27 protein-coding genes are annotated in these 25,686 nt (G+C 61.3%); 14 read left to right on the forward strand and 13 right to left on the reverse strand.

Going from position 1 to position 25,686, the window contains the following annotated elements; genetic code table 11:
• Position 1 precedes the first annotated feature (1 nt).
• Complete coding sequence (locus tag B7H23_RS04795) at positions 2-859, reverse strand: helix-turn-helix domain-containing protein (RefSeq protein WP_173861884.1); 858 nt, start codon at positions 857-859, stop codon at positions 2-4.
• Positions 860-1,030: 171 nt separating this feature from the next.
• Between B7H23_RS04795 and B7H23_RS04800 the strand changes: the two genes are divergently transcribed.
• Entirely contained in the window at positions 1,031-1,249 is a 219-nt protein-coding gene (locus tag B7H23_RS04800; protein ID WP_094076197.1) for a DUF2061 domain-containing protein, read from the forward strand.
• Between the two features lie 16 nt (positions 1,250-1,265).
• Here the strand turns inward: B7H23_RS04800 and B7H23_RS04805 are convergent, their stop codons facing one another.
• Positions 1,266-2,387 carry a YihY/virulence factor BrkB family protein gene (locus B7H23_RS04805; protein ID WP_240534970.1) on the reverse strand — a complete coding sequence of 374 codons (1,122 nt, stop codon included), beginning with the start codon at positions 2,385-2,387 and terminating at the stop codon, positions 1,266-1,268.
• Positions 2,388-2,557: 170 nt separating this feature from the next.
• On the opposite strand from B7H23_RS04805, the gene B7H23_RS04810 reads away from it, so the two are divergent.
• From B7H23_RS04810 to B7H23_RS04820, 3 genes are all read left to right on the forward strand, one after another.
• Positions 2,558-3,118 (forward strand): GNAT family N-acetyltransferase, encoded by a 561-nt coding sequence (locus B7H23_RS04810; protein WP_094076199.1) that lies wholly within the window; start codon positions 2,558-2,560, stop codon positions 3,116-3,118.
• Positions 3,115-4,416 (forward strand): ATP-dependent protease ATPase subunit HslU, encoded by a 1,302-nt coding sequence (gene hslU, locus B7H23_RS04815; RefSeq protein WP_094076200.1) that lies wholly within the window; start codon positions 3,115-3,117, stop codon positions 4,414-4,416. The genes B7H23_RS04810 and hslU overlap by 4 nt, the downstream gene beginning before the upstream one ends.
• Positions 4,417-4,504: 88 nt before the next feature.
• Positions 4,505-5,443 carry a DUF1402 family protein gene (locus B7H23_RS04820; protein ID WP_094076885.1) on the forward strand — a complete coding sequence of 313 codons (939 nt, stop codon included), beginning with the start codon at positions 4,505-4,507 and terminating at the stop codon, positions 5,441-5,443.
• Positions 5,444-5,472: 29 nt separating this feature from the next.
• Here the strand turns inward: B7H23_RS04820 and B7H23_RS04825 are convergent, their stop codons facing one another.
• From B7H23_RS04825 to B7H23_RS04835, 3 genes are read right to left on the reverse strand one after another with little or no spacing between them, the layout of a single operon-like run.
• Positions 5,473-6,063: a Smr/MutS family protein gene (locus B7H23_RS04825; RefSeq protein WP_240534971.1), complete on the reverse strand. Its 591-nt coding sequence runs from the start codon at positions 6,061-6,063 to the stop codon at positions 5,473-5,475.
• The gene (mltA, locus tag B7H23_RS04830; RefSeq protein ID WP_094076201.1) at positions 6,060-7,172 is read right to left on the reverse strand and encodes a murein transglycosylase A; all 1,113 of its coding nucleotides are present in this window, start codon (positions 7,170-7,172) and stop codon (positions 6,060-6,062) included. The genes B7H23_RS04825 and mltA overlap by 4 nt, the downstream gene beginning before the upstream one ends.
• A 10-nt stretch (positions 7,173-7,182) precedes the next feature.
• On the reverse strand, positions 7,183-7,887 hold the full coding sequence (locus B7H23_RS04835) for a Tim44/TimA family putative adaptor protein (protein WP_094076887.1): 705 nt from the start codon (positions 7,885-7,887) through the stop codon (positions 7,183-7,185).
• Positions 7,888-8,042: 155 nt separating this feature from the next.
• Here B7H23_RS04835 and B7H23_RS04840 point away from each other — a divergent pair, with 155 nt between their 5' ends.
• Positions 8,043-8,549: an FxsA family protein gene (locus tag B7H23_RS04840; protein ID WP_094076202.1), complete on the forward strand. Its 507-nt coding sequence runs from the start codon at positions 8,043-8,045 to the stop codon at positions 8,547-8,549.
• Between the two features lie 105 nt (positions 8,550-8,654).
• Positions 8,655-9,167: a protein-export chaperone SecB gene (secB, locus tag B7H23_RS04845; protein ID WP_094076203.1), complete on the forward strand. Its 513-nt coding sequence runs from the start codon at positions 8,655-8,657 to the stop codon at positions 9,165-9,167.
• Between the two features lie 52 nt (positions 9,168-9,219).
• Here the strand turns inward: secB and dnaQ are convergent, their stop codons facing one another.
• The 4 genes from dnaQ to B7H23_RS04865 all read right to left on the reverse strand — a co-directional run bounded on the left by dnaQ (position 9,220) and on the right by B7H23_RS04865 (position 12,111).
• The gene (gene dnaQ, locus B7H23_RS04850) at positions 9,220-9,948 is read right to left on the reverse strand and encodes a DNA polymerase III subunit epsilon (protein ID WP_094076204.1); all 729 of its coding nucleotides are present in this window, start codon (positions 9,946-9,948) and stop codon (positions 9,220-9,222) included.
• A 97-nt stretch (positions 9,949-10,045) separates the two neighbouring features.
• Entirely contained in the window at positions 10,046-10,678 is a 633-nt protein-coding gene (gene coaE / locus B7H23_RS04855) for a dephospho-CoA kinase (RefSeq protein ID WP_420814462.1), read from the reverse strand.
• Entirely contained in the window at positions 10,671-11,519 is an 849-nt protein-coding gene (locus B7H23_RS04860; protein ID WP_094076205.1) for a shikimate dehydrogenase, read from the reverse strand. The genes coaE and B7H23_RS04860 overlap by 8 nt, the downstream gene beginning before the upstream one ends.
• Entirely contained in the window at positions 11,512-12,111 is a 600-nt protein-coding gene (locus B7H23_RS04865) for a Maf-like protein (protein WP_094076206.1), read from the reverse strand. Before B7H23_RS04865 ends, B7H23_RS04860 begins: the two co-directional genes overlap by 8 nt.
• 548 nt (positions 12,112-12,659) lie before the next feature.
• On the opposite strand from B7H23_RS04865, the gene hemE reads away from it, so the two are divergent.
• The 8 genes from hemE (at position 12,660) to B7H23_RS04905 (ending at position 21,338) form a co-directional block, all read left to right on the forward strand.
• Complete coding sequence (hemE, locus tag B7H23_RS04870) at positions 12,660-13,709, forward strand: uroporphyrinogen decarboxylase (RefSeq protein WP_173861885.1); 1,050 nt, start codon at positions 12,660-12,662, stop codon at positions 13,707-13,709.
• A 24-nt stretch (positions 13,710-13,733) separates the two neighbouring features.
• On the forward strand, positions 13,734-14,246 hold the full coding sequence (gene hemJ / locus B7H23_RS04875; protein ID WP_420814463.1) for a protoporphyrinogen oxidase HemJ: 513 nt from the start codon (positions 13,734-13,736) through the stop codon (positions 14,244-14,246).
• A 205-nt stretch (positions 14,247-14,451) separates the two neighbouring features.
• Positions 14,452-15,717, forward strand: a complete 1,266-nt coding sequence (gene rho / locus B7H23_RS04880; RefSeq protein ID WP_094076890.1) for a transcription termination factor Rho — start codon at positions 14,452-14,454, stop codon at positions 15,715-15,717.
• A gap of 51 nt (positions 15,718-15,768) precedes the next feature.
• On the forward strand, positions 15,769-17,073 hold the full coding sequence (gene mnmE, locus B7H23_RS04885; RefSeq protein ID WP_094076208.1) for a tRNA uridine-5-carboxymethylaminomethyl(34) synthesis GTPase MnmE: 1,305 nt from the start codon (positions 15,769-15,771) through the stop codon (positions 17,071-17,073).
• 73 nt (positions 17,074-17,146) lie between these two features.
• On the forward strand, positions 17,147-19,018 hold the full coding sequence (gene mnmG, locus B7H23_RS04890) for a tRNA uridine-5-carboxymethylaminomethyl(34) synthesis enzyme MnmG (protein ID WP_094076209.1): 1,872 nt from the start codon (positions 17,147-17,149) through the stop codon (positions 19,016-19,018).
• On the forward strand, positions 19,018-19,611 hold the full coding sequence (gene rsmG / locus B7H23_RS04895) for a 16S rRNA (guanine(527)-N(7))-methyltransferase RsmG (RefSeq protein WP_094076210.1): 594 nt from the start codon (positions 19,018-19,020) through the stop codon (positions 19,609-19,611). The genes mnmG and rsmG overlap by 1 nt, the downstream gene beginning before the upstream one ends.
• Positions 19,612-19,655: 44 nt before the next feature.
• Positions 19,656-20,441 carry a ParA family protein gene (locus B7H23_RS04900; protein WP_094076211.1) on the forward strand — a complete coding sequence of 262 codons (786 nt, stop codon included), beginning with the start codon at positions 19,656-19,658 and terminating at the stop codon, positions 20,439-20,441.
• A gap of 12 nt (positions 20,442-20,453) precedes the next feature.
• Positions 20,454-21,338, forward strand: a complete 885-nt coding sequence (locus tag B7H23_RS04905) for a ParB/RepB/Spo0J family partition protein (protein ID WP_094076891.1) — start codon at positions 20,454-20,456, stop codon at positions 21,336-21,338.
• A 21-nt stretch (positions 21,339-21,359) separates the two neighbouring features.
• Here B7H23_RS04905 and holA read toward each other — a convergent pair whose 3' ends face one another.
• The 4 genes from holA to B7H23_RS04925 all read right to left on the reverse strand — a co-directional run bounded on the left by holA (position 21,360) and on the right by B7H23_RS04925 (position 25,600).
• Positions 21,360-22,409, reverse strand: a complete 1,050-nt coding sequence (gene holA, locus B7H23_RS04910; RefSeq protein ID WP_094076212.1) for a DNA polymerase III subunit delta — start codon at positions 22,407-22,409, stop codon at positions 21,360-21,362.
• A 98-nt stretch (positions 22,410-22,507) separates the two neighbouring features.
• Positions 22,508-23,566: an ABC transporter substrate-binding protein gene (locus tag B7H23_RS04915; RefSeq protein WP_094076213.1), complete on the reverse strand. Its 1,059-nt coding sequence runs from the start codon at positions 23,564-23,566 to the stop codon at positions 22,508-22,510.
• The gene (locus B7H23_RS04920) at positions 23,563-24,933 is read right to left on the reverse strand and encodes a sensor histidine kinase (protein ID WP_240534972.1); all 1,371 of its coding nucleotides are present in this window, start codon (positions 24,931-24,933) and stop codon (positions 23,563-23,565) included. The genes B7H23_RS04915 and B7H23_RS04920 overlap by 4 nt, the downstream gene beginning before the upstream one ends.
• Entirely contained in the window at positions 24,926-25,600 is a 675-nt protein-coding gene (locus tag B7H23_RS04925) for a response regulator (protein WP_094076215.1), read from the reverse strand. The genes B7H23_RS04920 and B7H23_RS04925 overlap by 8 nt, the downstream gene beginning before the upstream one ends.
• Positions 25,601-25,686: the final 86 nt, after the last annotated feature.

Here is a 25,686-nt window from a genome sequence, read left to right on the forward strand (position 1 = left end):
GCTATGCGTTCTGCCGCAGCCTTTCCAGCCGCTCGGCGACAAAATCCGGCATTCGCCGCGCTTCGAACAGGGCCGCGCGCACAAGGCCGTCGAAATGACGCGTCAGTTCCAGGATTTGCCGGCGCTCGCTCAGCACGAAATAGACCCGGCCGATATAGATGGTGGCCTGAAAGGTGCCGTAGACGGTGATCGGCGCGGAGAAAATCTTCTTTCGGTCGAACAGATAGAGTCGCAGCGACGGATAAAGCTCTTCGGTCAGCCGTTTCAGATGTTCGAGCTGCTCAATGCGCAGTTCGACCGGCAGGTCCGCCCAATAGCTGTCGCCGTGGGCGAACCCGTCCAGCGCATCGACGGGCATCGCGATCTCATAATCGGTATCGGGCGCGCGCAGATAGGCCAACCGGTCGCGCATGTCGGTTACCGCCTGGTCGGAGGTGCGGCCCAGCGTATCTCCATATTCGAAGCGCAGCACCGATTCGGTTTTCAGCATATCCGGCAGGGTCGCGGGCACATGCCGCACCTTCATGCCGCGCGACTGTTCGTGCCACCGATAGATTGCATCGTCGGACGGCGCGCGCTCGGCCGTTTCCATCCGAACCGCGACTTCCAGAATGTCGGCGCCCTTTTCGCGCCGGTCGGTCAGACCGAGAAGCCAGTCGGTCGAAACGCCGAGTTCGAAGGCGCATTCCGCCGCCAGCTGGGCATTCGGCAAACGCGCCGCATCGCTGGTCAGAAGAATCGAAACGGTCGATCGGTCGGCATGAATCGCCCGAGCCAACGCGCTTTTGGAGATGGCGCGCTCCGCCATGACCGATGCCAGTCGCTCTTGAAACAGCCGTGCTCGTTCTCTTTTATCCATGATCGATAGTTATTATCACGTCTGATGAGAAATATCTTATTTCGCGAAAATCGGCGCGATAATTTGCACGATACCGCGAACCGATGTGCACTGGTAGAAGGGCTTATTGGGAGCCGCGCACATCAAGAAGCTGGTTCTGCTATCGATAATCGATCCGATTTGGAGTGAGTGATGGAAACGCGCAAGCGGAGCCTGGTGAAGGCCGTGTCATGGCAGGTCTGGGGGCTGGTGACGATGGCCATGCTCGGCTTCATGATGACCGGCTCGATCCGTACCGGTGGCCAACTGGCGCTTCTTTCGGCGCTGATTGGCTTTCTATGCTACCTGCTGCACGAGCGCATCTGGTCGGCAATCCGCTGGGGCATCGATTTCAACCGCACCAGCGCCTGACACGAAAGCAGGACGTTCAGCCCTTCTTTTCCCGGCGACGTTGCAGCACGTATAGCGTCAACATGGCCGGCGCGGTCCACCACAAGGACGAGGCAGAGGGGCGGCGCGACGATGCTTTGCGACCCGTTTCATGGCCCGATTGCGTATTGCTGTCCGACGAGGTTTCAGAACGCGACCGGCCCCCTGTCCGATCCGGACCACCGGCTACGCGATCGGCGACCACGGCGCCCCGTTCGCCCATCGGTTCGCGTGGCGATGTCGTCGTGTCGCGCCGGGTCTGATGCTCCAGTTCGGCATTCAGTTCCGCACCGATCATCAAAATGGCGACAGCCAGCCAGATCCACGTCATGAAGCCGATAAGGGCGCCGAGCGAACCGTAGGTTTCGTTGTAGGAGCCGAAATTGGCCGCATACCAGGTGAAGATCACGCTCATGACGACGAGAACGATCAGCGACACGATCATGCCGGGAGTGATCCATTCCCAGCGCGCATTGGCGCGGCTAGGGCCCCAGCGGTAGATCGCGGCAATGCCCAGCGACACCGCCACCGCCAAAAGAATATAACCCGCGATCTGTGCGATCCAGCTCCAGCTATCCGGCAGGTTGAACAATGCGATCAGCGCCGGAAGCGCAAGAACCAGGGCCAGCACGGCGACGATCGAAACCAAGAAGCAGACGGTGAAGAGCAGCGAAACGAGGGTAAGCTTGATGAAGCCGCGTTCTTCGACTTCGTCATAGGCAACGTTCATGCCTTCGAAGATCGACTTCATGCCGGCATTGGCGCTCCATAGCGCCAGACCGAGAGAGATCGCGAAAGTCAGTCCCAGCGTGGTCTTGCCCTGGCTTGCTAGCCGGCTCATCTGCTGTTCCAGGATTTCCATGCCGCCACCCGGAATGAAGCCGGACAGCATGGCGATCTGCTCCTGTATCTGCGTCGGATCGGTGAAAAGGCCGTAGACCGAGACCAGCGCCGACAGCGCCGGCACCATCGCCAGCAGCAAATAGAAGGTGACGCCCGCCGCGACCAGAAGCACGCGGTCGTCGGTGATTTCCTGATAGACGCGCAGCAGAACGTCTTTCCACCCCGCGGCCGGAATGTCCGTCACGCTCCTGGCCTGTCGGCCACGCCCATCCGCCATAATCGTCCCACCCTTCGATATGCAGCCTTGCCGCATCTTCCAACGGCAATGCGCTAACGTGCAAAGATGTTCCCCGCCTTATCCGACATCCGGACGCTCGCAGGCGCCGTTTGTCGAAACGGTCGAACCGTCATTCGCAATTTCAGTTGGTGCCGCCTATCTAGAGGCGCATGAACAATCCGGACATCGCTTTCAGACCTGCAAGAGCCGAAGATCTGCCAATATTGGCAGTCTGGCTTGCTCGTCCGCATTGGCGGGAATGGTGGGGCGCCCCGGAGGACGAACTGAGCATGATTCGCGACATGATCGAAGGCCGGGACCCGGCCGAACCCTATCTGATCGAGATGGATGGCGAACCGGTCGGCTACATTCAAAGCTGTCGGGTCGCCGACATTCTGGATTCAGGCCTCGGCGAAGATCATCCCTGGCTTTCCTCCCTACCACCCGAAGCGGTCGGCATCGACCTCTCGCTGGCTGATGGGGAAACACTAGGCAGGGGTCTCGGTTCGGCTGCCCTGACGCTTTTCCTCGATCACCTATATGCGCAGGGCCACCGGATCATCGTCATCGATCCGGCGGCGGACAATCATCGCGCCATCGGCGCCTATCGAAAGGCCGGCTTCGTTGCCGTGCCCCGTGTGAAAGACTGTCCAAACGACATACACATCATGGTCCACGGACCCAGCAATCACCATCTCATCCCGACAGACAACAAGACCAGGCTTGCATGACCCACTTCTCTCCCCGCGAGATCGTTTCCGAACTCGACCGCTTCATCATCGGCCAGAAGGACGCCAAGCGCGCCGTCGCCATCGCCCTGCGCAACCGCTGGCGCCGCCAGCAGCTGGAAAGCCCGATGCGTGAAGAAGTGATGCCGAAGAACATTCTGATGATCGGGCCGACCGGCGTCGGCAAGACCGAAATCTCCCGCCGCCTGGCGAAGCTGGCAGGCGCGCCCTTCGTCAAGGTCGAAGCGACCAAGTTCACCGAGGTCGGCTATGTCGGCCGCGATGTCGAGCAGATCGTCCGCGATCTCGTGGAAGACGCCATCCGAATCGTCCGCGACAAGAAGCGCGAGGCGGTGCGGACCAAGGCGCACGCCAATGCGGAAGAACGCGTCCTCGACGCCCTCGTCGGCAAGAATGCCAGCCCCGCGACGCGCTCCTCTTTTCGCCAGAAGCTGCGCGACAACGAGTTGGACGACAAGGAAATCGAGATCGAGGTCGCCGATGCGGGCGGCCAGCAGTTCGACGTGCCCGGCATGCCGGGCCAGATTGGCATGATCAACCTGTCCGACATGATGAGCAAGGCGCTCGGCCAACAGAAGACGAAGACCCGGCGGACGAGCGTGCTGGAAAGCTATGAGTTTCTGATCGACGATGAATCGGACAAGCTGCTGGACGATGATGAAATCATTGCCGAGGCGCTGCGCAGCGCGCAGGAAGACGGCATCGTCTTCGTCGACGAGATCGACAAGATCGCCGCCGGCAATCAGGGTGTGCAGGGCGGCGTCTCCCGCGAAGGCGTGCAGCGCGATCTGCTGCCGCTGGTCGAGGGCACCACGGTCGCCACGAAGCACGGTCCGGTGAAGACCGATCACATTCTCTTTATCGCCTCAGGCGCATTCCATGTCGCCAAGCCGTCCGATCTTCTGCCGGAATTGCAAGGCCGCCTGCCGATCCGCGTGGAACTGCGGGCGCTGACCAAGGACGATTTCCGCCGCATTCTCACCGAGCCAGAAGCCAGCCTCATCCGCCAATATGTGGCGCTGATGAAGACCGAAGGCGTCGATCTGGACTTCACCGACGATGCCATCGACACGTTGGCCGATGTCGCAGTGAAGCTGAACTCGGAGGTGGAGAATATCGGCGCGCGTCGGCTACAGACGGTCATGGAGCGCGTCCTGGACGATATCTCCTTTACCGCAGCCGACAAGGATGGCGAGACGATCACCATCGACGCAGACTATGTGAACGCCAATGTCGCCGACATCGCCAAGGATACCGATCTCAGCCGGTTCATCCTCTGAGGCAGCAGCGCCACATATGCGATACAATGTCGCCGCCAGGGCATCGGCGGCGATGACATTGCGGCGACAATCGCTTATCGGACGTCTTATGCGACGTCTCACGCCTCTTTCGCTGTTTCTGGCGCTGTCCGTCTGCACGGTCGCACCATCCCTTGCGGCCGGGCTGACGATCATGCCGGCCGGCAATCAGTCCGCCACCCAGCCGCCCATTCCCGGAGCCTCTGCGAACCGGACTGCGCAGCTGGATACGACCTTCCAGGCAAAATACGAGAAGATCCGGGATCTGATCGCAGGTGACCGGAAACTGCAGAAGAAGATCAAGGCCGCCGCGGCGGCCTATGAGATCGACCCGATCCACATCGTCGGGGCACTCGTCGGCGAGCACACCTTCAATGTCAACGCCTACGATCATTTCCAAACCTATTACGTCAAGGCGATGTCCTATGCGGGCTCGGCGATCCGCTTCGCCTATGATGGCGAAAAGGTCACGGATTTCGTCGAGCGGCCCGAATTTTCGCCCTGCGAGCGACAGACCGACAGTTACGGCCTCTGGACATGCCGCGAGAGCGTCTGGAACGAGACATTCCGCGGCAAAACGGTGGATGGCACAAATTGGCCTGACAACCGCTTTTCGGCGGTCTTCTTCCAGCCCTTCTATGCCGGCCAGACCTTCGGTCTCGGTCAGCTCAACCCGCTGACGGCGCTCGAGACCTCCGATCTCGTCAACCGTGTCTCCGGTTTTCCGAAGCTGTCCGCCGACCGGCCCAAGCAGGTTTATGCGACCATCATGGATCCGGATAAGACGCTGCCTTACGTCGCCGCAGCCATCCGTCTGAGCATCGACGCCTATCGGGACATTGCCGGCATCGATATCAGCGGCAATCCCGGCATAACGGCGACGCTCTACAATCTCGGCAATCCCGAGGAACGAGCCGAGGCGCTCAAGGCGCGCGGGGGGCTGCCGAAAGAGAATTTCTATGGTTGGTTCGTCAATGACCGACTCGACGAGCTACAAAAGCTCCTCTGAATCCTCAGCCGGATTCCCAATGGTATGATTTACCGTGCCATGCGTCTCAGGCGAACGTAGATTGCGCCCGAACCGCCGTGATGCCGCGCCGCTGGCTCGTGCGCTGAAACCAGCGCCCGAAAGGCCGGCGTCTTCAGCCATTGCGGCACCATGCGCGCCAGGACGCCCTGGCTCTGCGGGGACGACCCCTTTCCGGTAATGACGAGAACGTGGCGCACGCCACGAAGCGAAGCGGCGGAAAGGAACGCGAGCAGCCGGTCATGCGCCTCGGCCTGAAACATTCCGTGCAGGTCGATCCGCGCCTCGATCGGCAGCCTTCCCTTGGCGAGTTTTCGTTTGTGAACCCGATCGATCGTATGTTGGGGCGGCCCGCCATCATGACGGGCCGGGCGTTTATCAGCCGGATTCGTAGACGATCCCGTCAAGGACGACGCCCCGCGCGTCACCCTTGCCGGCTTGTCCGCGCCAGTCTGTTCCGTCTCCGCCATAAGCGCCGATAGGGACGATGTGCCGTGAAGCGGCTGCGTTGTCCTGGCCACGGCATGCCACAGAATGCGATCCTCCTCGGTCAGCGTCTTGACCGACCGGTGAACCGGGCCATGAGTCGGCCGGCGTTTCAACCCATCTTCCCCGGTCGCGTCGCACCTTTCGGCCAGAAGACCCAGAACCGCGCATCTTCCTTGACGCCGCCGGCCATTTCGCCCGCCCGGTCGCCGGAGCCGAAGAAGAGGTCAGCCCGCGCCGCGCCCGTGATCGCGCTGCCCGTATCCTGCGCGATCATCAATCGCCGGAATGGTTTGCCGAAGCCGCGCACGCCCGGCGCATCGATGAAGAAGGGCGTACCATAGCGCCAAAGCGTCTTATCGACCGCGATGGACCGACCTGTCGTGAGCTGGCACCCTTCCGCGCCGAACGGCCCGCGTTTCGGATCGCTTTCGGTAATCTCCTGAAAGAAGATATAGGACCGGTTGCGGGCCAAAACCTCGCGGTGACGGTGCGGATTGGCATTCAGCCAGGCGCGCGTGCCTTGCATGGAAAGGCCCGAGCGGTCGATCGCGCCCTCCCTGAGAAGGCCCATGGAAATACCGGAAAAGCGATGGCCGCTCTTGCCGGCATAACCGACGCGCGTCGTCGTTCCATCGGCGAAACGCACGCGCGCCGAACCCTGTATATGGATGTAGAAGGCATCGACGGGTTTCAGCCAGACCAGTTCGAGCCCGCGCCCGTCAAGAGCGCCGTCCATGATCGCGCCGCGATCGAAAAATTCAGTGATGCCGCCGGCGGTCTGACGCCCGAAACGGAAATAGGGATCCATGCCTTCCGGCCGGTTCTCGTCGTCCAGATCGACCAGATCGGCCGGGCGCCGATGAAGAGGGGTGGAAAAGATGGCGGTTCGCTGGCGGGATGCATCCACTTCCGGCTCATAATAAGCGGTGACAAGGCCCGGCCGGTCATCGGTGCGGCGGACCTGCCAGGCATCGAAGTGGTCGGCGAAATAATCGCGCGCTACGGCCGCCGTTTCGAGCGAGTGGCAGAGCGTCCCGCCAAGGGCGGCGGACAAGGATGTTTCGGACGGATCGTACCGGCGGTTTTCGATCGTGCGAACCGGCATCAACGCGCTCTGGCGCGCCGCTTCGGCGGCCAGGTGCTGCTCATCATCGCGCCAACCGGGCAGATCGGTCAGCCGAACCGGGCCGGTAAAGCGCGCATCGGCTGGAGTCGCCGCCATGCCGGCCGGCTCAGGATTCGCCGGTTGCGATCAGCAGCCAGTTCGGATCGGACGAATCCACATTGCGTGCGAAGGTCCAGACATCGACGCCTTCGGTCACCTGCTCCGGATCGCCATCGACAAGGGTTCGAGCCTCATCGTAAGTGGCCGTGATCATCTGCGAGACGAAACGGAGGCTGACGCTGGCCTCTCGTCCGCTCAGACCGGCCGACCGGATATCCGCCTTCTCCAGGCCGACATAAGTGCTCTCGACAGTGTGGCCGGCCTTTTCGCGTTCGGCGAGCGCCGCCTCGAAATCCGCCATCACCTCTGGAGAAAGCAGACTTTGCAGCGTTTTGCGATCGCCTTCGGCAAAAGCTTGAACGATCATTTCGTGAGCGGCGCGCGCGCCGTCCACAAAGCGCCGGGGTTCGAAGGACGGATCGGCCCGGACAATTGCTTTCAAGCCTTCATTGGCCGGCGTATCGGCAGGCGCAACCTGATCGGCTTGCCGCAAGCGCTCCTCGGTATCGTCTTCGGTAATTTCCGGCACTGGCTGCCCGTCGCGTCGCGGCAGTGCCACAACCTTGTCGTCACGACCATCCTCCGGCGTGCGGAACACATCGGTCGGCGGGCGCTCGCGACCGGTCCGGCGGCCCAGCACACTTCGAAGCTGGAAGGCGATCACGACGGCCAGCACGAGAAAAAAGAGTGTACTCAAATCGACAAATTCCATGACCGGTTCGGGATCCATGTCTTAAAGGCGCCTGTGGCGACGTTTCTTCCTAACGGGATATAGACCCAAAACCCAGCCGTTCAAATGGCAGGTCATCGTGCCCATATAGCAAAAAGCATTATATTCGAGCTTTGGAAAAGAGAAGGATCGTTCCTTTGCGCTTCGGCATTATCCCGTTTCTCCTTTTGGTCATACCGATCACGGAGATCGCGGCCTTCATTCTCGTCGGGCAGTGGATTGGTGTTCTGCCAACCCTTCTGGGCATCGTCGTGACGGCGGTCCTCGGATCGATCCTCCTTCGCCGGCAGGGTATGGCGACACTGACGGCGATCCGCAGCGAGATCGACGCGGGAAACGTTCCGGGCCGCGAACTCGTGCATGGGCTGATGATCGCGCTGGCGGGCGTGCTTCTGATGACGCCCGGTTATGTCACCGATGCACTTGGCCTGCTGCTTTTCGTGCCATCGCTACGCGACGCGGCCTGGCGTGTCCTGAGCCGTCATGTCGTGATGGTGAGCAGCGCCAGCGTCTTTTCAAATCGGCCGAGCGGTGACGACGGTCCCCGGCCCGGTCCATCACGGGCTGGCGCACGGCGCGGCGGCCCGCGCATCGTCGATCTGGATAGCGACGATTACAGCGTGCATCGCGAAGAGCGACATTAGGATGCGGCGAACTTGTTCGCCCCCCAATCCCATGATAGCCCTCGCCGCAATTCAAATGGCCCGCCCCGGCGCCGCCAGTGATATCGATGAAAGGATATTTGCCCCATGGCCGAGAACGAAACGCCACAGCCCGCCGCTGCCGACAGTGAGCAGAAGGCGACGCCGCAGATCAATGCCCTTGCCCAATACATGAAGGACCTGTCCTTCGAGGCCCCCGGCGCCCCTGGCATCCTGCGGGAGCTCAAGAGCAATCCAGCCATCAATGTCAATGTAGCGGTTAATGCGAATGCGGTTGGCGAAGACACGTTCGATGTCGTTCTGAAACTGGAAGCCAAGGCATTGATGGACGAAAAAGTCGTCTTCGCTACCGAACTGGAATATGGCGGCGTCTTTCGCGTCACCGGTTTTCCGAAGGAGCATGTGACGCCGGTCATCTATATTGAGTGCCCGCGCCTTCTCTTCCCGTTTGCCCGACAGATCATCGCCAATACGGTTCAAGCTGGCGGCTTCCCACCCTTGATGCTTGAACCAATTGATTTCGCACAACTTTTCGCTCGGTCCGCAGCAGAAGCCAAGGCACGCGAGGCCGTCTCGAACAATTCGCAGACAGTCAACTAAACGCGCTACAAGTTTCACGTGAAACAGCCCGGCCGTTCGCGCGGTCGGGTTTTTATTCGGTCGTCTCAAGAAGTTCGGTCGGCCGGTAGGCGGGATCGCAGCGCTGCCAGAGCGCATCGGTCCCCAGCGCTTGCACCATCTGATAGTGGCGCGCCTTTTCTTCGGCACTCAGGCGCGTCTGTAGCGAACGCGCGCGAACTGGCAATGGCAGGGCCTGTCCAGAAGAATCAACGCCTCCGCTACCGCGTGAATCGAGGCTGAGCGATGTCTGGCGACCACCGGTTAGTTCGAGATACACATCGAGCAGCAATTCGCTGTCGAGAAGAGCACCGTGAAAGGTCCGGCGCGAGCTGTCGATGCTATAGCGCCGACAGAGCGCATCCAGGCTGTTGGGTCCCATCGGATGACGGCGCTTGGCCAGTTCGAGCGTATCGACGATCATATGCGGCGGCAGAGGGTCTCTCTGAAGCCGTGCCAGTTCCGCGTTGATCATGCGAACATCGAAACTGGCATTGTGCGCGACCAGTTTTGCGTCGGCGAAGAATTCCAGGAACTCGCCACAAACATCCCGAAAGAACGGCTTTCCAGCCAGCTTGTCCATTCCGATTCCGTGAATGGCCAGCGCATCGGGGTGGACATCCCGATCTTCCGGATGAATCAGCATATGAAAAGTCTGACCGGTCGGAATGCGGTCGACCATTTCCACGCCGCCGATCTCGATCACCCGGTCCAGCGCAAAATCCAGGCCGGTTGTTTCGGTATCGAAAATGATCTCGCGCATCGTATCCGCTCTCCAACTGCAACCCGTATTGAATCAGGGATGAATCCCTTGCGGTAGTGAACGCTTAGAGAACACCCCGCGCATCAACATGAAGCGGTCAACCAGCGGTGCTTTCGATCTCCCCGACGATCCGTCGAACCTGGCGGCGGGCCGCATCCATACCGTTCCCCGTATCGACGATGAACCGGGCCCGGCGGCGCTTTTCCGCGTCCGGCACCTGACGCGCGAGGATCGTCTCGAATTCGGCTTCGCTCATCGTGCCGCGCTCGAGCACCCGGCGTCGCTGTTCGTCGGCCGGCGCCGTCACAACGACAACCGCGTCCATGCGGCTATCGCCGCCCGTCTCGTAGAGGAGCGGAATATCGAAGAGAACGAATGGGGCGCCATCGATCTGCGCCTGCTGCAGGAATGCCTCCTCTTCAGCCCGAACCAGGGGATGGACGATCGCTTCCAAGCGTTTCATTGCGGCATCGTCACCGACCACTTGGGCGCGGAGCGCGGCACGATCGATAGCGCCGTCCCTGACCGTTCCGGGAAAGGCCGCGCCGACCGGTTCGACCGCCGCGCCACCTTTACCATAGAGCCGATGAACGACCGCGTCGGCATCGTGGACGGGAACGCCTTGCGCGGCGAACATTTTAGCGGTGGTGCTTTTGCCCATCCCGATGGAGCCGGTCAGGCCAATTCTCTTCACCGCAGCCCCCTGCCCTTTTTCCGCTGATTCACGCATGGCGATCGAGATCCGCGACGAGCTGTTCACGCAGGGCCGGCGTAACTGCCGGACGGACACCGAACCAGCGTTCAAAACCCGGAACGGCTTGATGCAGCAACATTCCGAGCCCATCCACCGTTCGAAAACCTTGTCGTTCCGCGGCATTGAGGAGCGAGGTTTTCAGCGGCGTATAGACAATGTCGGTCACGGTCGCGCCATCGGCCAAACGTTCAAGACCCGGCCATGGCCGTTCATCCATCTGTTCGCCCATCGTCAGCGACGTCGTGTTCACCACGAGATTGGCATCGCGATAAAGATCCGGATCATCGAGCGCGACCGCACGGCAAGGTCCGCCAAACCGATCGGCCAGGCGCTGCGCGCGATCCGGTGTCCGGTTGGCGATATTGACGGCGGCGAACCCCCTTTCGATCAGTGCGTGAACGATGGCAAGTGCAGCGCCGCCGGCACCAAGAACAAGGGCGCGGCCACCAGCGCGATCCCAGTCGGGCGCGTGTTCGTCCAGATTGGCGGCAAAGCCATACGTATCGGTATTGTCGCCGATCAGGCGATCTCCTTCCCGCCACACCGTATTGACGGCGCCGATGGTTCTGGCTGTATCGGTTAGGCGATCCAGATGGGCAAGAACCGTCTCCTTGTGCGGGATCGTGACATTGCATCCGGCCATCGCGCCATCACGCATGGCGGCGACGAACGATATAAGATCAGCCGGCGAAATATCATGGGCGTCGTATCGCCCGTCGATCCGATGCCGCGCCAACCAGCTTCTGTGAATCAGGGGCGACCGGCTATGGCCGATGGGATGGCCGATCACGCCGGCCCGAATGATCGTCTCAGTCATCGATCGCTCCCATGGCGCGAAGCTGCGTCAGCAATGGCAAAAGGGGCAGGCCGACAATCGTCCAGTAATCGCCGTCGATCCGCTCGAAAAGCTGAATGCCGGGCCCCTCGATCTGGTAGGCGCCGACGCTGCCGAGAACCGCTTGACCGGCAAGGGCGAGATAACGGCCGATAAAACCGGGATCGAGATCGCGCATGGTCATCTCGGCGACACTCACATGACGCCAAAGGGTTTTGCCACCGCGGCATAGGGCGAGCCCGCTATTGAGCCGGTGCGTCTTTCCGGACAGTTGCAGAAGCCGGCGGCGCGCCTCCTCGAAATCACGGGACTTGTGCAGGGTCTCCCCTTCAAGGGAGAGGACCTGATCGGCGCCGAGAACCAGCGCGTCCGGATGGCGTTCCGAAACCGCCATGGCCTTGGCCTCGGCCAGAATGAGCGCCAGATCGTCCGGCCCGGTTCCCGGTCCTTCTAATGCGGTATCGATGGCCCGCTCGTCGATGTTGGCCGGCTCCGCCAGGACCGACAGCCCAGCCTGTTCGAGCATGGCGCATCGCCAGGGGCTTGCGGAAGCGAGGATCAGCGTTTTTTTCATTCGACGGGCCTCTTATCGGCTTTCGCGACGGTTAGCCGGCGAACCGAATCGCCGCAAGACCGGGCGGATCGAAAAGGAAAGCGGGAGTCCAGACGGGTTGGTAAGGATTTGTTAACTTCTCCCCGCTGCAATGGGCTGCATGTGAATCGCTGGGGGCAGCGGTCGAGGGCGAGAGCGGCTCGCCCGACCCGCATGAATAACCCTCAGCTTTCTCCACAATCAGCCCCAGGATGGATGCGTTTTCCCTGCGTGTGGAACTCCGGGGAAAGAAGCCTTGCCCTCCACAATATCTCCGACCTGTATGCGAGCGCGTCGGTCCAACGACAACCCCATTCAAATGATTAAGAAAGTCTTAATGCGGCGAGCCCTTGTCCCCGCTCCTCGTTCCACGATATGGCCTTTCTCCAGAATATCCGATTTTCGGCGGACCGTTGGGGACAAACGATAATCCCAGACACTCACCGACTCATAGAATCAACAATCTCCCTTCGGGAGTTTTCTTTAGAGATTTGGGTGGGATAGTCATCCATGTCAGAGCGAGGATCAAAGTGACGAAGACAGATCGTATCGTGCTCGACGTGTTGAAGGGTCAAACCGCCCCGACACCGCCGATCTGGATCATGCGCCAAGCCGGACGTTATCTGCCGGAATATCGGCAGACCCGGCAGACAGCCGGTTCTTTTCTCGATCTCTGTTACAATCCGGAACTGGCAAGCGAAGTCACGCTGCAGCCGATCCGGCGGTTCGGATTCGATGCGTCGATCCTGTTCTCCGATATTCTGACCGTGCCGCATGCGCTCGGACGCGACCTGCGCTTCGAGGAAGGCAGAGGGCCGCTCATGACGCCGATCGAGCCGGAAGAGATCGACGGGCTTTCGAACATTGGCGGATTTCACGACAAGCTCGCGCCAGTTTACCAGACTGTCGGTAGGCTTCGTACCGAGTTGCCTGCAGAGACGACGCTACTCGGCTTTTGCGGCGCGCCGTGGACTGTCGCCACCTATATGATCGCTGGCCATGGTACGCCCGACCAGGCCCCTGCCCGGTTGTTCCTCTATCGGCATCCGGAGCGGATGGATGCGCTTCTGACCCTTCTTGCGGCGCGTTCGGCCGAATATCTGATCCGGCAGATCGAAGCTGGTGCGGATGCCGTCCAGATCTTCGACTCCTGGAGCGGTGTTCTGGATGAAGCCAGCTTCGAACGCTGCTGCGTTCGGCCCGTGCGCTCCATTGTCGAAGCCATTCGAAAGCGCTTTCCCGATGTTCCGATCATCGGGTTTCCAAAGGGCGCTGGTGCCGCCTATGACGATTATCGGCAGAAGACGGGCGTCGATGCGCTCGGTCTCGACTGGTCCGTTCCCTTGTCGCAGGCACAGCGCCTGCAGAAGGATGGGCCCGTGCAGGGCAATCTCGATCCGTTGCGGCTCGTTGCCGGCGGAACGGCGCTGGATGAAGGTGTCGACGCGATCTTGAACGCGCTGGCCGACGGGCCGTTTATCTTCAATCTGGGTCATGGGATCACACCGCAAACGCCGATTGAGAATGTGCAGCGGATGATCGATCGTGTACGGGCATGGCCATCAAGCGCAAACGGGTAAGCTATGCAGCCGGCTGAACGATCATTGAGGGAGAAGCCCGCCTTCCGGGCGCTGGTCGCGATTGTGGCGACGGGCGCGCTGCTGGCGGCGCTGCTTGTTTTTGCCGCAGACGGTTTCTACCTATGGGCCAAGGCCCTGCATGTCATGGCGATCATCAGTTGGATGGCCGCTATGTTCTATCTGCCGCGGCTTTTCGTCTACCATACCCAGGTGGAGCCCGGTTCGGCGCAAAGCGAACTGTTCAAGATCATGGAACGGCGTCTGCTGCGGGCCATCATGAACCCGGCCATGATCGTCGCGTGGGTTCTCGGTCTCTATCTCGCCATTGAGAGCGGCGCCTTTACCGAGGGCTGGTTTCACATCAAGTTTCTGGCGGTTTTTCTTCTGTCCGGCGTGCACGGCTATCTTTCGGCCGCTACCCGCCGTTTTGCCGAGGACCGCAACGAAAAGCCCGAACGCCACTGGCGTATCGTCAACGAGGCGCCGACCCTTCTGATGATCGTGATTGTCATCATGGTGATCGTCAAACCGTTCTGAACGTACGGGCGCGATGCGTCGTCGCACGGTCTCTTGAACAAGCGCGAACAGTTCGCTATGGAGCGCTCACCCACCTTTCGCGCGGTCGCTGCCCGTTGCCCTTATCGAAGCCCCATACCGCAGCTTTAACCGCGCTCTTCCCCGACGTTTTGGCCTTGCCGGCGAACCATAGCCGAAACGCGGGCCGCCCATTTGGATGATTCACATGAAACAGATGAAGCTCCAGGAGCTGAAAAGTAAAAGCCCGACCGATCTGATCGCGTTCGCCGAGGAGCATGAGGTCGAGAATGCTTCGGTCCTGCGTAAGCAGGAACTGATGTTCGCAATCCTCAAGCGCCTTTCCGACCAGGACGTCGAGATCATCGGCGAAGGCGTCGTCGAAATTCTGCAGGACGGGTTCGGGTTCCTGCGATCCGCATCGGCCAATTATCTGCCGGGACCGGACGATATCTATATTTCGCCGTCGCAGATCCGCCGTTTCCAACTGAAGACGGGCGACACAGTCGAAGGGCCCATTCGCAGCCCGAAGGAAGGCGAGCGATACTTCGCTCTTCTGAAGGTCAATACGATCAATTTCGACGATCCGGAGAAGATCCGCCATAAGATCCACTTCGACAATCTGACGCCGCTTTATCCCGACGAGCGGATCAAGATGGAAATCGAGACGCCGGACAAGAAGGATCTGTCGGCACGCGTGATCGATCTGGTCGCGCCTCTCGGCAAGGGTCAGCGCGCGCTGATCGTTGCGCCGCCGCGGACGGGTAAGACGGTTCTTCTGCAGAATATCGCGCATTCCATTACGTCCAATCACCCCGAATGCTACCTTATCGTGCTGCTGATCGATGAGCGGCCGGAAGAGGTGACGGATATGCAGCGTAGCGTCGATGGCGAGGTCGTCTCGTCGACCTTCGATGAGCCGGCGACACGCCATGTGGCGGTGGCCGAGATGGTCATCGAAAAGGCCAAGCGCCTGGTCGAACATGGCCGCGATGTCGTCATTCTTCTGGATTCGATCACTCGCCTCGGCCGCGCCTACAATACGGTCGTGCCGTCCTCCGGCAAGGTTCTGACAGGCGGCGTGGATGCCAATGCGCTGCAACGGCCGAAGCGCTTTTTCGGCGCGGCGCGCAATATCGAAGAAGGGGGCTCGCTCACCATCGTCGCGACGGCGCTGATCGATACCGGCAGCCGCATGGACGAGGTCATCTTCGAAGAGTTCAAGGGTACCGGTAACAGCGAGATCGTGCTCGACCGGAAAGTCGCCGACAAGCGGACATTCCCGTCGATGGATATTCTCAAATCCGGCACCCGCAAGGAGGATCTTCTGGTTCCGCAGAAGGATCTGAAGAAGATCTACGTTCTGCGCCGCATCCTGTCTCCGATGGGAACGACCGACGCGATCGAGTTCCTGATCGATAAATTGAAACAGACGAAGAGCAATGACGAGTTCTTCGACAGTATGAACACGTAAAGGCGGCGCGGCGCGGCATAACCGCATCGTCCATACGGGGAGGGCGCTCTCATGGATACCATCTTTGCGCTCTCTTCCGGCGCTCTGCCGAGCGGTGTTGCCATTGTCCGCATGAGCGGAGAGGGCGTGGACCAGGCTTTCCCGGCGTTTGGTCTTCACCGTCCGGAACCCCGCTCGGCGTCACTGCAGACATTCCTGATCGGAACGGAGGCGATCGATCGGGCCTTGGTGCTGTTCTTTCCTGCGCCACGCAGCTTCACAGGCGAAGATTGCGCGGAATTTCACCTGCATGGCAGCCCGGCCATTCTCGCCGCCGTGCTGGGGCATCTCTCGACACTCGCGCACTTTCGGCCAGCCGAGCCCGGCGAGTTCACCCGTCGGGCCTTCGCCAATGGCCGAATGGATCTGACGGAAGCCGAAGCGCTCTCTCAACTGATCGATTCGGAAACCGAAGCGCAGCGCCGGTTGGCGATGTCGGGCGCTGCTGGCCGTCAACTGGCCATGATCTCTACGTGGCAGCGCAGTTTGACGGGGCTTCGGGCCCGGCTCGAAGCCGAGATGGATTTTTCCGATGAGGGCGATGTACCGGCCAACGTTTCGGACGCAGCACGCCAATCGCTGTGTGACCTGATCGATGTGATGAACCGCCACAACCGGGCTTTTGCGGGTGCGGAGATCGTTCGCCGTGGCTTTCGGGTCGCCCTTACCGGCCGTCCAAATGCTGGAAAATCGAGCCTGCTAAACCGGTTGGCTGGTCGTGATGTCGCGCTCGTAACGGAAATTCCCGGTACGACTCGCGACCGCCTTGAGGTCGCTCTCGATCTCCAAGGGTATAAGGTGATCCTGGCCGACTTGGCTGGTTTGCGCGATACGGACGACAGAGTTGAGCGCATGGGCGTGGATCTGGCGAAGAAGACGGCTGGTGATGCGGACCTGGTTCTGTGGATGGACGATAATGAGAACGAGCCGGACGATCCGGGTTTTGCCGATGGGGCAATTCTTGTTCGCAGCAAGGCCGATACGGGGGCTCAGACCGCACATGGCGAGAACTGGATCGCCGTGTCGAGCCGAACCGGGGAGGGGATCGAAGCGCTGCTATCAGCGATTGCAGGCCGGCTGCGGGACCATCTCCCGAAGGAGGATGCTTTACCGCCGGCGACAGAACGCCAGCGCCATCATCTCGCCGCTGCCATCGAGCACTGTGAGAGCGCCGTTCAACAATGGGAACATGCGCCGCTCGAGATCATTGCCGAGGATCTCCGCGCTGCGAGTTTCGCGTTGGGTCGCCTCGTTGGACAGGTCGACGCTGAAAACGTATTGGATGATGTCTTCGGGCGATTTTGCATTGGAAAGTGATTCACGTGAAACACGTCCCAGAATGATTCACGTGAAACAATATGGAACTTGATGGCTGATTCACGTGAAACAGATGGATAACACACGCCCGTTCGACGTGATTGTGGTTGGCGGTGGTCACGCTGGCTGCGAGGCTGCGAGCGCAAGCGCGCGTATCGGGGCGGCGACCGCGCTCGTTACGATGGCCGCGAGCAATCCCGGCACCATGAGTTGCAATCCGGCCATAGGCGGTCTTGGCAAAGGCCATCTCGTTCGCGAAATCGATGCGCTGGGCGGTTTGATGGGACGAGCGGCGGACGAATCGGGCATCCAGTTCCGCATGCTGAACCGTCGCAAGGGTGCGGCTGTCCGCGGACCACGAACCCAGGCCGATCGGAAACTCTATCGCGAAGCGATTGGGCGTCTCATTGATGCGCAATCCGGGCTTTTGGTGATTGAAGGCGAAGTCGTCGATCTATTGGTCGAAGAGGGAACCTGTCGTGGCCTGATCCTTGCGGATGGTACCCATCTCCGGGCCGCGTCGGTCGTGCTGACGACGGGAACATTTCTGGGCGGCGTGATCCATATCGGCGACCAGTGTTACCCGGCCGGTCGGGCAGGCGAGGCGGCGTCGAACGAATTGGCGAAGCGCCTGCGCGCGCTCGGTCTCGCCACAGGGCGTCTAAAGACGGGAACACCCGCCCGTTTGGATGGCCGAACCATCAATTGGGACGCCGTCGGACGGCAGGAGGCCGATCCGGAGCCTGTGCCGTTTTCATTGATGACGGACCGAATCGATGTTCCGCAAATCGCCTGCGGGGTCACGCGGACCACGATGGCGACGCATCGGATCATTCGCGACAATCTCAGGCGATCCGCGCTTTTCGGAGGTCATATCGAAGGCGTGGGACCACGCTACTGCCCTTCCATCGAGGATAAAATCGAACGGTTCGGTGACCGTGACGGCCATCAAATTTTCCTCGAACCGGAGGGACTGGATGACGATACCGTCTATCCGAACGGTCTTTCCACCTCTTTGCCGGAAGAGGTGCAGGCGGAGTTGATCGCGACCATACCGGGTCTGGAAAACGCGCGCATTTTGCAGCCGGGCTACGCAATTGAATATGACTATCTCGACCCGCGCGGGCTGGAAGAAACGCTGCAAAGCCGCGCGATGGGGGGACTCTTCCTAGCCGGACAGATTAACGGCACAACTGGCTATGAGGAGGCCGCGGGGCAGGGGCTTGTCGCGGGTATCAACGCCGCGCATCGCGCGCTCGGCCGATCGTCGCAGACATTCGGTCGAGGTGACGCCTATCTCGGTGTCATGATCGATGATCTTGTGACACGCGGCGTTTCCGAGCCCTATCGGCTGTTCACAAGCCGGGCCGAGTTCCGTCTGTCGCTGCGTGCCGACAATGCCGATCTTCGCCTGACGCCGTTGGCGGACCGGCTTGGTTTGATCGATGCGGACCGACGCGACCGGTTCACGAAACTGAAGACCGAGCTCGATCAGGCACGGGCCCTTCTGATGGAGCGAAATCTGACGCCCAATGAAGCGAACCGGCACGGTCTGACACTCAATGCCGATGGCAGACGCCGCAGCGCCTATGAGCTTCTATCGCGCCCGACGATCGATCTGCAGATACTGTCGACTGTCTGGCCAGAGTTGAGGGCGATCGACAGGAAGGCGGCCGAATTGGTGGATATCGAAGCTGCCTATGCCGTGTACACCGAACGCCAGAAATCGGACATCGCCTCCCTCGATCGGGATAAGGCCATTTCTCTTCCGGAAGAGATCGATTTCCAGACAATTGCCGGTCTGTCGACTGAACTCGTTGAAAAACTTAAGAATTTCAAGCCACGTTCAATTGCCGAAGCTGCGAAGATCGAAGGCATGACGCCAGCCGCGCTCGGCCTTCTCATTGCTTTTACTCGCCGCCACGGCAAGAAGCGTGCGGCTTGATGGCTGTTTCACGTGAAACAGAAGCGTATCTGACGCAGTATGAAACTTTGTTCCGGACCTGGAATGCGCGAATCAATCTGGCATCGTCCGCGACGTTGAGTGATTTTCGCGCTCGACATATCGAAGACAGTCTTCAGTTGCTCCATTTGGCGAAGGCGGGAAGGCAATGGATCGACCTTGGATCCGGAGGCGGCCTGCCGGGCATTCCACTCGGGATCGCGCTCGCGGAGCAAGACGGCGCTCACATCCATCTGGTCGAGAGCAATCGCAAAAAGACGGCATTTCTCCTTAGTTGCGTGGCGCAGTGTCGCGCCGCCGCGAGCGTTCATCCCGTGCGGATCGAGGTGGCGTCAGAGCAGGTGACGAAGGTCGACTACGTCACGGCTCGCGCTCTGGCTCCGCTTACCGATCTTCTGTCGCTTGCTGAGCCTTGGCTTTCGAACGGCGCAGTCGGTCTCTTTCACAAGGGGCGCAGCCATGAAGGGGAGATTGCTGACGCCAAAAGCCGCTATTCTTTCGAAATGACTGTGCATCAGAGCCTCATTGATCAAGAAAGCGTCATTCTGCGGATTCAAAATCCCGTTCGTTTGTGATTTAACCAAAACTGAACAATTTGACGTCCGATGCGGAGGCAAGCATGCGCATCATTACGATCGCCAATCAAAAGGGCGGGGTCGGCAAGACAACGACGGCCATCAATCTCGGCACCGCCTTGGCTGCAACCGGGCAACGCGTCCTGCTTGTCGATGTCGATCCGCAGGGCAACGCCAGTACCGGGCTCGGCATCGAACGCGAGGAGCGGCTGATCAGCGCTTATGATGTGCTGCTCGGTAACCATGGCATAGCGGAAGCGGCCATACCGACAGCCGTGCCGGGCCTCCATGTCGTCGCTTCGACCATGGATCTGCTTGGTGTCGAGATGGAAATTTCCGGCGACAAGGACCGCGCGATGAAGCTGAAGCATGCTTTGCGCGCGGCGCGGATCACCGGGGTCAACTACGATTATGTTCTGGTCGACTGTCCGCCCTCGCTCAACCTGCTGACGCTCAACGCCATGGCCGCGGCGGATTCCGTCCTCGTTCCGCTGCAGTGTGAGTTCTTCGCCTTAGAAGGCCTGAGCCAGCTTCTGCGAACCGTGGAGCAGGTTCGCCAGACGATTAATCCGAGCCTGAGTATTCAGGGCATTGTTCTGACGATGTTCGACCGGCGCAACAATTTGTCCAATCAGGTGGTTGAAGATGTCCGGGAACATATGGGCGAGAAGGTCTACAATACCGTTATTCCGCGAAATGTCCGGGTTTCCGAGGCGCCATCGCATGGCAAGCCGGCCATTCTCTACGATCTGAAATGCACGGGCAGCCAGGCCTATCTTCAACTGGCGTCCGAGGTGATCCGCCGCGAACGCCAGCTGCAGGCAGCATAGGAGATGTCGATGATGAATGATGATGCTCCGAGAAAGCGGCTCGGCCGTGGTCTGGCCGCGTTGATCGGCGAGATCGACCCGCCGGCGAATGAGACGCCCGCGCCCGTGGCCGCGCCACCTGCCGATGGACGAATGGCCATCGATCGCATCGTTCCGAACAGTCGCAATCCGCGCCGTCATTTCAACGAAGATGAGATTGCCGACCTTGCGCAATCGATCCGCGCGCACGGTCTTGTTCAGCCTGTCGTCGTTCGTCGCCAACGTGGAAATTCCGACCGGTTCGAGCTGATCGCCGGCGAGCGCCGCTGGCGCGCTAGCAAGATGGCGGGTCTGACGGAGGTGCCGTATCTGCTTCGGGACGTCGACGACCGAACCGCACTGGAACTTGCGATCATCGAAAATGTGCAGCGGGCCGATCTCGATCCGATCGAAGAAGGGCATGGCTATCAGGCTCTGATCGCGGAGCATGGCTACTCGCAGAACGATCTTGCAGGCGTGATCGGCAAAAGCCGCAGCCATGTCGCCAACACACTGCGCCTCCTGCGCCTGCCGGAGAGCGTACAGGCCATGCTGAGCGATGGCCGTCTCTCCGCCGGTCATGCGCGGACGTTGATCACCGCTGCGGAGCCGGAAGCCCTGGCGAAACGGATCGTCGATCAGGGTCTGACCGTTCGCCAAGCCGAAGCAATCGCCCAGGGCGAGGCGGAAGAAGGCGTCAAGCCGCGTAAGGAGCGGCTCGAAAAGGACGATGCCGTGGCAGCACTCGAGCAGCGATTGGCGCAAAGCCTTGGTCTGAAGACCCGTATCACCCCATCGAAAAAGGGTGGCGAGGTACGGCTGAAATATCGCAGCCAGGATGAACTCGACCAGTTACTCAGCCGGCTGTTTAGTGAATAGGAAGTTGCATCGGGCCTGATCTCAGGCGGCGCGGTGCCGCCGCCGCGCTTCGATAGCCAGCGCCAGAAGTGTGTGACGCAGCGTCTGAATCTCCAGCCGTCCCGTTTTCCGGATTGTCAGAACCGTTTCGTGGATTCGGTCCTCGGCCGCTGCGATACGGTCGCTCGACCAAGCCGAGAGCGCGTCCGTCACAGCCTGCTTTCGCGTGAAGAAAACTGGGGGGCGGGCCTGCTGTACCGCTGCGCTGGCCGATAAATTGCGCTTTTCCATCGCCAGCCGCAGTTCGTGCAATTGCCCGATGGCGCGGATCAGCGTGGCAAGGATCGCGTTGGCATCGGTGCCCGCCTGAACCAGACGGCCGAGTTCGCGATCCAGGGTCGTCAGATTGCCGGTCAGAGCCGCATCGACCAGCGTATCGGCCGAAAGCGCGGCGACATCGCCGATGCTGGCGATCACGTCGTCGACGGTGATTTCCGCCTGGCCTTCGGCGTAGAGCGCCAGTTTCTCGAGCTCGCCGCGCGATGCGAGGCGATCGCCGCCGAGCGCGTTTGTCAGAAGGCTTCGCGCTTCGGCCCGCAGCGTCAGGCCCGCACCGCCGAGGACGTCCTGAATCAGCTTCTCCAGGTCGCGCGCCTTGTCGGCATAGCAGGGCAGGGCGATGGCCGACTCGGCCTTTTCGCACAGGCCGCGCAGGTTACCGGCGGCGCGTTTCAGATCGCCGGCCTCGATCAGAATGCGGGCATCGGCGGGTGGGGCGGTCAGAAGATCGGAAACCACCGTCAGAAAGGCCTTCGACGCACCCGCATTGCGCAACCAGATCAGCCGCTCGCCGCCAAACATGGAAACGGTTCGCGCTTCGTCCGCCAGGCGGGCCGGATCGGCCTCGACTTCGGGCCCTTCGAGGCGGATGACGGCGAAGGGATCGTTCGGATCTAGCCCGGTCTGCCGAGCGAACGCCTTGGCCCGTTCGGAAACGAGGCCGCGATCGGGGCCATAGATCAGCACTGTCCGGATACGCGGGTCCGGGCGTGCGATCCAGCTATCCACCTCATGCGCTTTTCTCATTGCCATGGCGGTGGCCTAGCATGGGTATCAAGGAATCGGGAGCCCCATATGCGATGGCGACGACCGGGTTCGCGAACATCCACGCTTCCGTTGCGCCAAGGCGTTCAGGGGGTGACGGGAAAGGCGGCCCGCCAGCGTTGGCGGAACAGGCCGCGCTTGTGCTTGTCGAGCGCAACAAGCAGCGCCGGGGTCAAGGCGATGGGCCGCTGGATGGTCTGGGCATCGGGCGGCGATTCCAACAACGCGCCTTCCTCTCCATCGAGGCGAACGAGAAGAAGAGCGTCTTCCAGCGCCTTGCGGCCCGCTGGCGACAGGAGATAATCCAGATAAGCCGCAGCTTCCCGCCGAGCGGGTCCGTTATTCGGGATCATCGCGCCACGCGACAGGATCAGCGTATAGTCCGCCGGAGCGACGATCCCGAGACGGGCTTCTCCTTCGGCGCGGGCCAGAGCGTAAGAGCCGAGGACATTATAGGCCAGAAGGTATCGGCCTTCGATGACCGCATCGATGATTTCCGCCGAGCAGCAGGTGGCCACCGCGCCGCTGCGCCCGAAGGATTCCATCAGCCCGCCAAAGGTGGAAGCCTCCAGCGAGTCGGCGAAGGCCAGCAGATAGCCGAGCCCGGAGGTTTCAATGTCGTATGTGGCCACCCGGCCGCGATAGGGGCTGTCTTCCGGCCGCAGGAGATCGAGCAGATCGAAGCGGGAGCGCGGCACTTCACTGGCCGGCACGCGCTCGCGATTATAGACGATGACGGCCGGTTCGCGCGAAATGCCCCACAATTCGTCGCGCCATCGCAGTTGCGCCGGTAGCGCGGCGGTAAAATCCGACCGGTGCGTCGCCGCGCAGCCATCATTGACGAGACGAACCATCTGGTGAACGGCGGAGCTGACCACGATGTCCGCGCCGGCCTCTTCGTTCCGACAGTCCAACGCCGTCAATTCGTAGAGATCGTTCGACCCCCATTGCTCGTAATCGATCCGCAAATCCGGCCTGCCGGTCAGATAGCTGGCGATGACCGGCGCCATGACCGCCAGATCGGTGGTGGAACGGATTGTCAGCGTCCGGTCCGCACTGGGCAGGCCGAACGAACCCGTCAGTTCCTGCGCTGCGGCTACTGTTGGAGCGAGTGCTGCGAAGATCACGAACAGCAGACCGATCATGGCGTATCCTTCGGCAGGGTCATGGCGATCTCGAAACCCTCGTCATCTGTCGTCATGCGGATCGCTCCGCCATGGCTGTCCGCCACGGCGTGCGCGATCGCCAGTCCGAGACCGCTGCCTCCGCCGGCGCGGTCGCCGGCAAACCGAACGGCGGGATCGATTCGGATCGACGCAGGCGGGCCTTCGCCGCAATCACGCACCCAGAGTTCGGCCTGGCCGCTATTGCGTATTCCAATGCGAACCGGCGGCCGGCCATGCGACAGGGCGTTGGCGAGCAGGTTCTTGGCCGCTTCGGCCAGAGAGAGCATATCGCCGCGAATCGCTACCGGCTCATCCGGCAGCACGAGCGACACCGCATTGGGTGACGCCAGAACGTTCGGCTCGTTCGCTTCGAAGGCTTCCACGGCGACATCGCGCAGATCGACGGGATCGCGCGGCGCGGTGTCGGCCCGGTGTATGATCATCGCGTGGTTCAGCATCTGGTCGAGGAGATGACTGAGATCAACGGCCCGTTCGTGAATGCGCTGGACCATTTTCGCACGCCGCTCGAAGTCCGGCTCCTCGGCAGCGAGCTGGGCATGTGCGCGGATCGCCGCGACGGGTGTGCGAAGCTGATGGGCCGCATCGCCGATCAAATGGCGATTGGAGGTCATCTGTCGGTCGAGGCGCGTCATGAAGCCGTTCAGGGACTGGATCAGGGCCGCGATCTCCGCCGGGGCCGGCTGATCGATGGGTGTCAGATCGGTCGGGTCGCGCCGTCTCAGCGCCTCGCCTATGCGGGGGAGGGGACGAAGCGCCGACTGCATGACGAGCCAGGCGAAAAGCGCCATCGCCGCACCGGCGGCGCCGAGGACAAGCAGCACATTCTGGGCGATGTCGCGGGCAAGCTGGCGGCGGGCCTGCACCGTCTGGCCGACGATCACTTGCACGGAGCCGGAAAAGCTGCGCTCGGCGAAGCGGCGCGTCAGGCTGACATAGCGCGCGGCTTCGCCGCTGAATTCGCTGTCGTAGAAGCTGATCGCGCCGGCTTTCTCCGGTCGGGGCGCGGTGTCGTATCCGGTGAGCGTCTCGCCATCGGGGCCGAGCACGCGATAGACGATGCGGTCGTCAGGCGCGAGTGCCAGCAGTTCGAAGGCCGATACGGGCACGTCCACCAGAGCCGCGCTGCCCTGAATGGTGATCGACTCGGCGATGTCGGTGGCCGCGCCGACGAGAAGTCGGTCATAGGCTTCGCGGGCGGCCTGCCGGCCATAAGCCAGCGCCGCCACCAGCACCACGGCCCCGCCGACGAGCAGAACCGTCGCCATTGCCAGTGCGACACGGCTCTTCAGCGACAGGGTTCGGGACTGACGGAACAGTCTAGCCATCAGCGAGATCCAGCCGGTAGCCCAGGCCGCGATGGGTCTCGATGGCGATACCCGCTCCGGCCAGCCTCTTGCGCAGGCGGGCGATGTAAAGCTCCACGGTGTTAAGGCCGACATCGGCGCTGTCGAAGGAGAAAAGCCCCTCGAAGAGCCGCTCCTTGGACATGATCTGCCCGCGATGCGCGACAAGCAGGTTGAGGAGCGCGGTCTCCCGGCGTGTCATGGGTACCAGCGCGCCATCGCAATGGACCGTCTGGCCTGCCGTGTCGATGGTCAAGCGGCCAAGAGTGATCTGGCTTTCAGCCATGCCGTGATGACGCCGTGTCAGAACCCTGATGCGGGCTTCCAACTCGCGCAGATCGAACGGTTTGACCAGATAATCGTCGGCGCCCTCATTCAGCGCATCCACGCGGGCCGCGACCTCAAAGCGGGCCGTCAGCATGAGCACGGGTGTCAGGTTGCCGTCGCGGCGCAGCCGCCGCAGGAAGTCGCGCCCGTCACCGTCAGGCAGATTGATATCGAGCACCAGCGCGTCGAAGGTCTGAATTGCGATGAAGCCCGCCGCCTCGTTGAGGTTGGCTGCAATATCACAGGCAAAACCGGCGCGCCCGAGGCTGGCGGCCACAGCTTCGGCGACATCCGCCGCATCTTCCACGATCAGAACGCGCATGCGCTTTCGTCACTCCTCCCTGCCGCAGACATTATGTCGACCGCCAAACGGGCGAAAGTGCGAAGCGGCCCATCATGACAGGTTGA

Origin of the sequence: Notoacmeibacter marinus (genome assembly GCF_002238045.1) — a bacterium.
Classification (GTDB): domain Bacteria; phylum Pseudomonadota; class Alphaproteobacteria; order Rhizobiales; family Rhizobiaceae; genus Notoacmeibacter; species Notoacmeibacter marinus.

What these genes read in the sequence shown, in the direction of transcription:
- B7H23_RS04820 (WP_094076885.1), top strand. Translation starts at nt 4,505, where the DNA reads ATGCGACGTCTCACGCCTCTTTCGCTGTTTCTGGCGCTGTCCGTCTGC.
- B7H23_RS04865 (WP_094076206.1), bottom strand. Translation starts at nt 12,111, where the DNA reads ATGAAAAAAACGCTGATCCTCGCTTCCGCAAGCCCCTGGCGATGCGCC.
- hslU (WP_094076200.1), top strand. Translation starts at nt 3,115, where the DNA reads ATGACCCACTTCTCTCCCCGCGAGATCGTTTCCGAACTCGACCGCTTC.
- B7H23_RS04805 (WP_240534970.1), bottom strand. Translation starts at nt 2,387, where the DNA reads ATGGCGGATGGGCGTGGCCGACAGGCCAGGAGCGTGACGGACATTCCG.
- coaE (WP_420814462.1), bottom strand. Translation starts at nt 10,678, where the DNA reads ATGCGTGAATCAGCGGAAAAAGGGCAGGGGGCTGCGGTGAAGAGAATT.
- B7H23_RS04810 (WP_094076199.1), top strand. Translation starts at nt 2,558, where the DNA reads ATGAACAATCCGGACATCGCTTTCAGACCTGCAAGAGCCGAAGATCTG.
- B7H23_RS04795 (WP_173861884.1), bottom strand. Translation starts at nt 859, where the DNA reads ATGGATAAAAGAGAACGAGCACGGCTGTTTCAAGAGCGACTGGCATCG.
- B7H23_RS04905 (WP_094076891.1), top strand. Translation starts at nt 20,454, where the DNA reads ATGAATGATGATGCTCCGAGAAAGCGGCTCGGCCGTGGTCTGGCCGCG.
- holA (WP_094076212.1), bottom strand. Translation starts at nt 22,409, where the DNA reads ATGGCAATGAGAAAAGCGCATGAGGTGGATAGCTGGATCGCACGCCCG.
- dnaQ (WP_094076204.1), bottom strand. Translation starts at nt 9,948, where the DNA reads ATGCGCGAGATCATTTTCGATACCGAAACAACCGGCCTGGATTTTGCG.
- B7H23_RS04835 (WP_094076887.1), bottom strand. Translation starts at nt 7,887, where the DNA reads ATGGAATTTGTCGATTTGAGTACACTCTTTTTTCTCGTGCTGGCCGTC.
- rsmG (WP_094076210.1), top strand. Translation starts at nt 19,018, where the DNA reads ATGGCTGTTTCACGTGAAACAGAAGCGTATCTGACGCAGTATGAAACT.
- B7H23_RS04900 (WP_094076211.1), top strand. Translation starts at nt 19,656, where the DNA reads ATGCGCATCATTACGATCGCCAATCAAAAGGGCGGGGTCGGCAAGACA.
- B7H23_RS04800 (WP_094076197.1), top strand. Translation starts at nt 1,031, where the DNA reads ATGGAAACGCGCAAGCGGAGCCTGGTGAAGGCCGTGTCATGGCAGGTC.
- mnmE (WP_094076208.1), top strand. Translation starts at nt 15,769, where the DNA reads ATGGATACCATCTTTGCGCTCTCTTCCGGCGCTCTGCCGAGCGGTGTT.
- secB (WP_094076203.1), top strand. Translation starts at nt 8,655, where the DNA reads ATGGCCGAGAACGAAACGCCACAGCCCGCCGCTGCCGACAGTGAGCAG.
- mnmG (WP_094076209.1), top strand. Translation starts at nt 17,147, where the DNA reads ATGGATAACACACGCCCGTTCGACGTGATTGTGGTTGGCGGTGGTCAC.
- B7H23_RS04920 (WP_240534972.1), bottom strand. Translation starts at nt 24,933, where the DNA reads ATGGCTAGACTGTTCCGTCAGTCCCGAACCCTGTCGCTGAAGAGCCGT.
- B7H23_RS04925 (WP_094076215.1), bottom strand. Translation starts at nt 25,600, where the DNA reads ATGCGCGTTCTGATCGTGGAAGATGCGGCGGATGTCGCCGAAGCTGTG.
- B7H23_RS04915 (WP_094076213.1), bottom strand. Translation starts at nt 23,566, where the DNA reads ATGATCGGTCTGCTGTTCGTGATCTTCGCAGCACTCGCTCCAACAGTA.
- B7H23_RS04860 (WP_094076205.1), bottom strand. Translation starts at nt 11,519, where the DNA reads ATGACTGAGACGATCATTCGGGCCGGCGTGATCGGCCATCCCATCGGC.
- mltA (WP_094076201.1), bottom strand. Translation starts at nt 7,172, where the DNA reads ATGGCGGCGACTCCAGCCGATGCGCGCTTTACCGGCCCGGTTCGGCTG.
- rho (WP_094076890.1), top strand. Translation starts at nt 14,452, where the DNA reads ATGAAACAGATGAAGCTCCAGGAGCTGAAAAGTAAAAGCCCGACCGAT.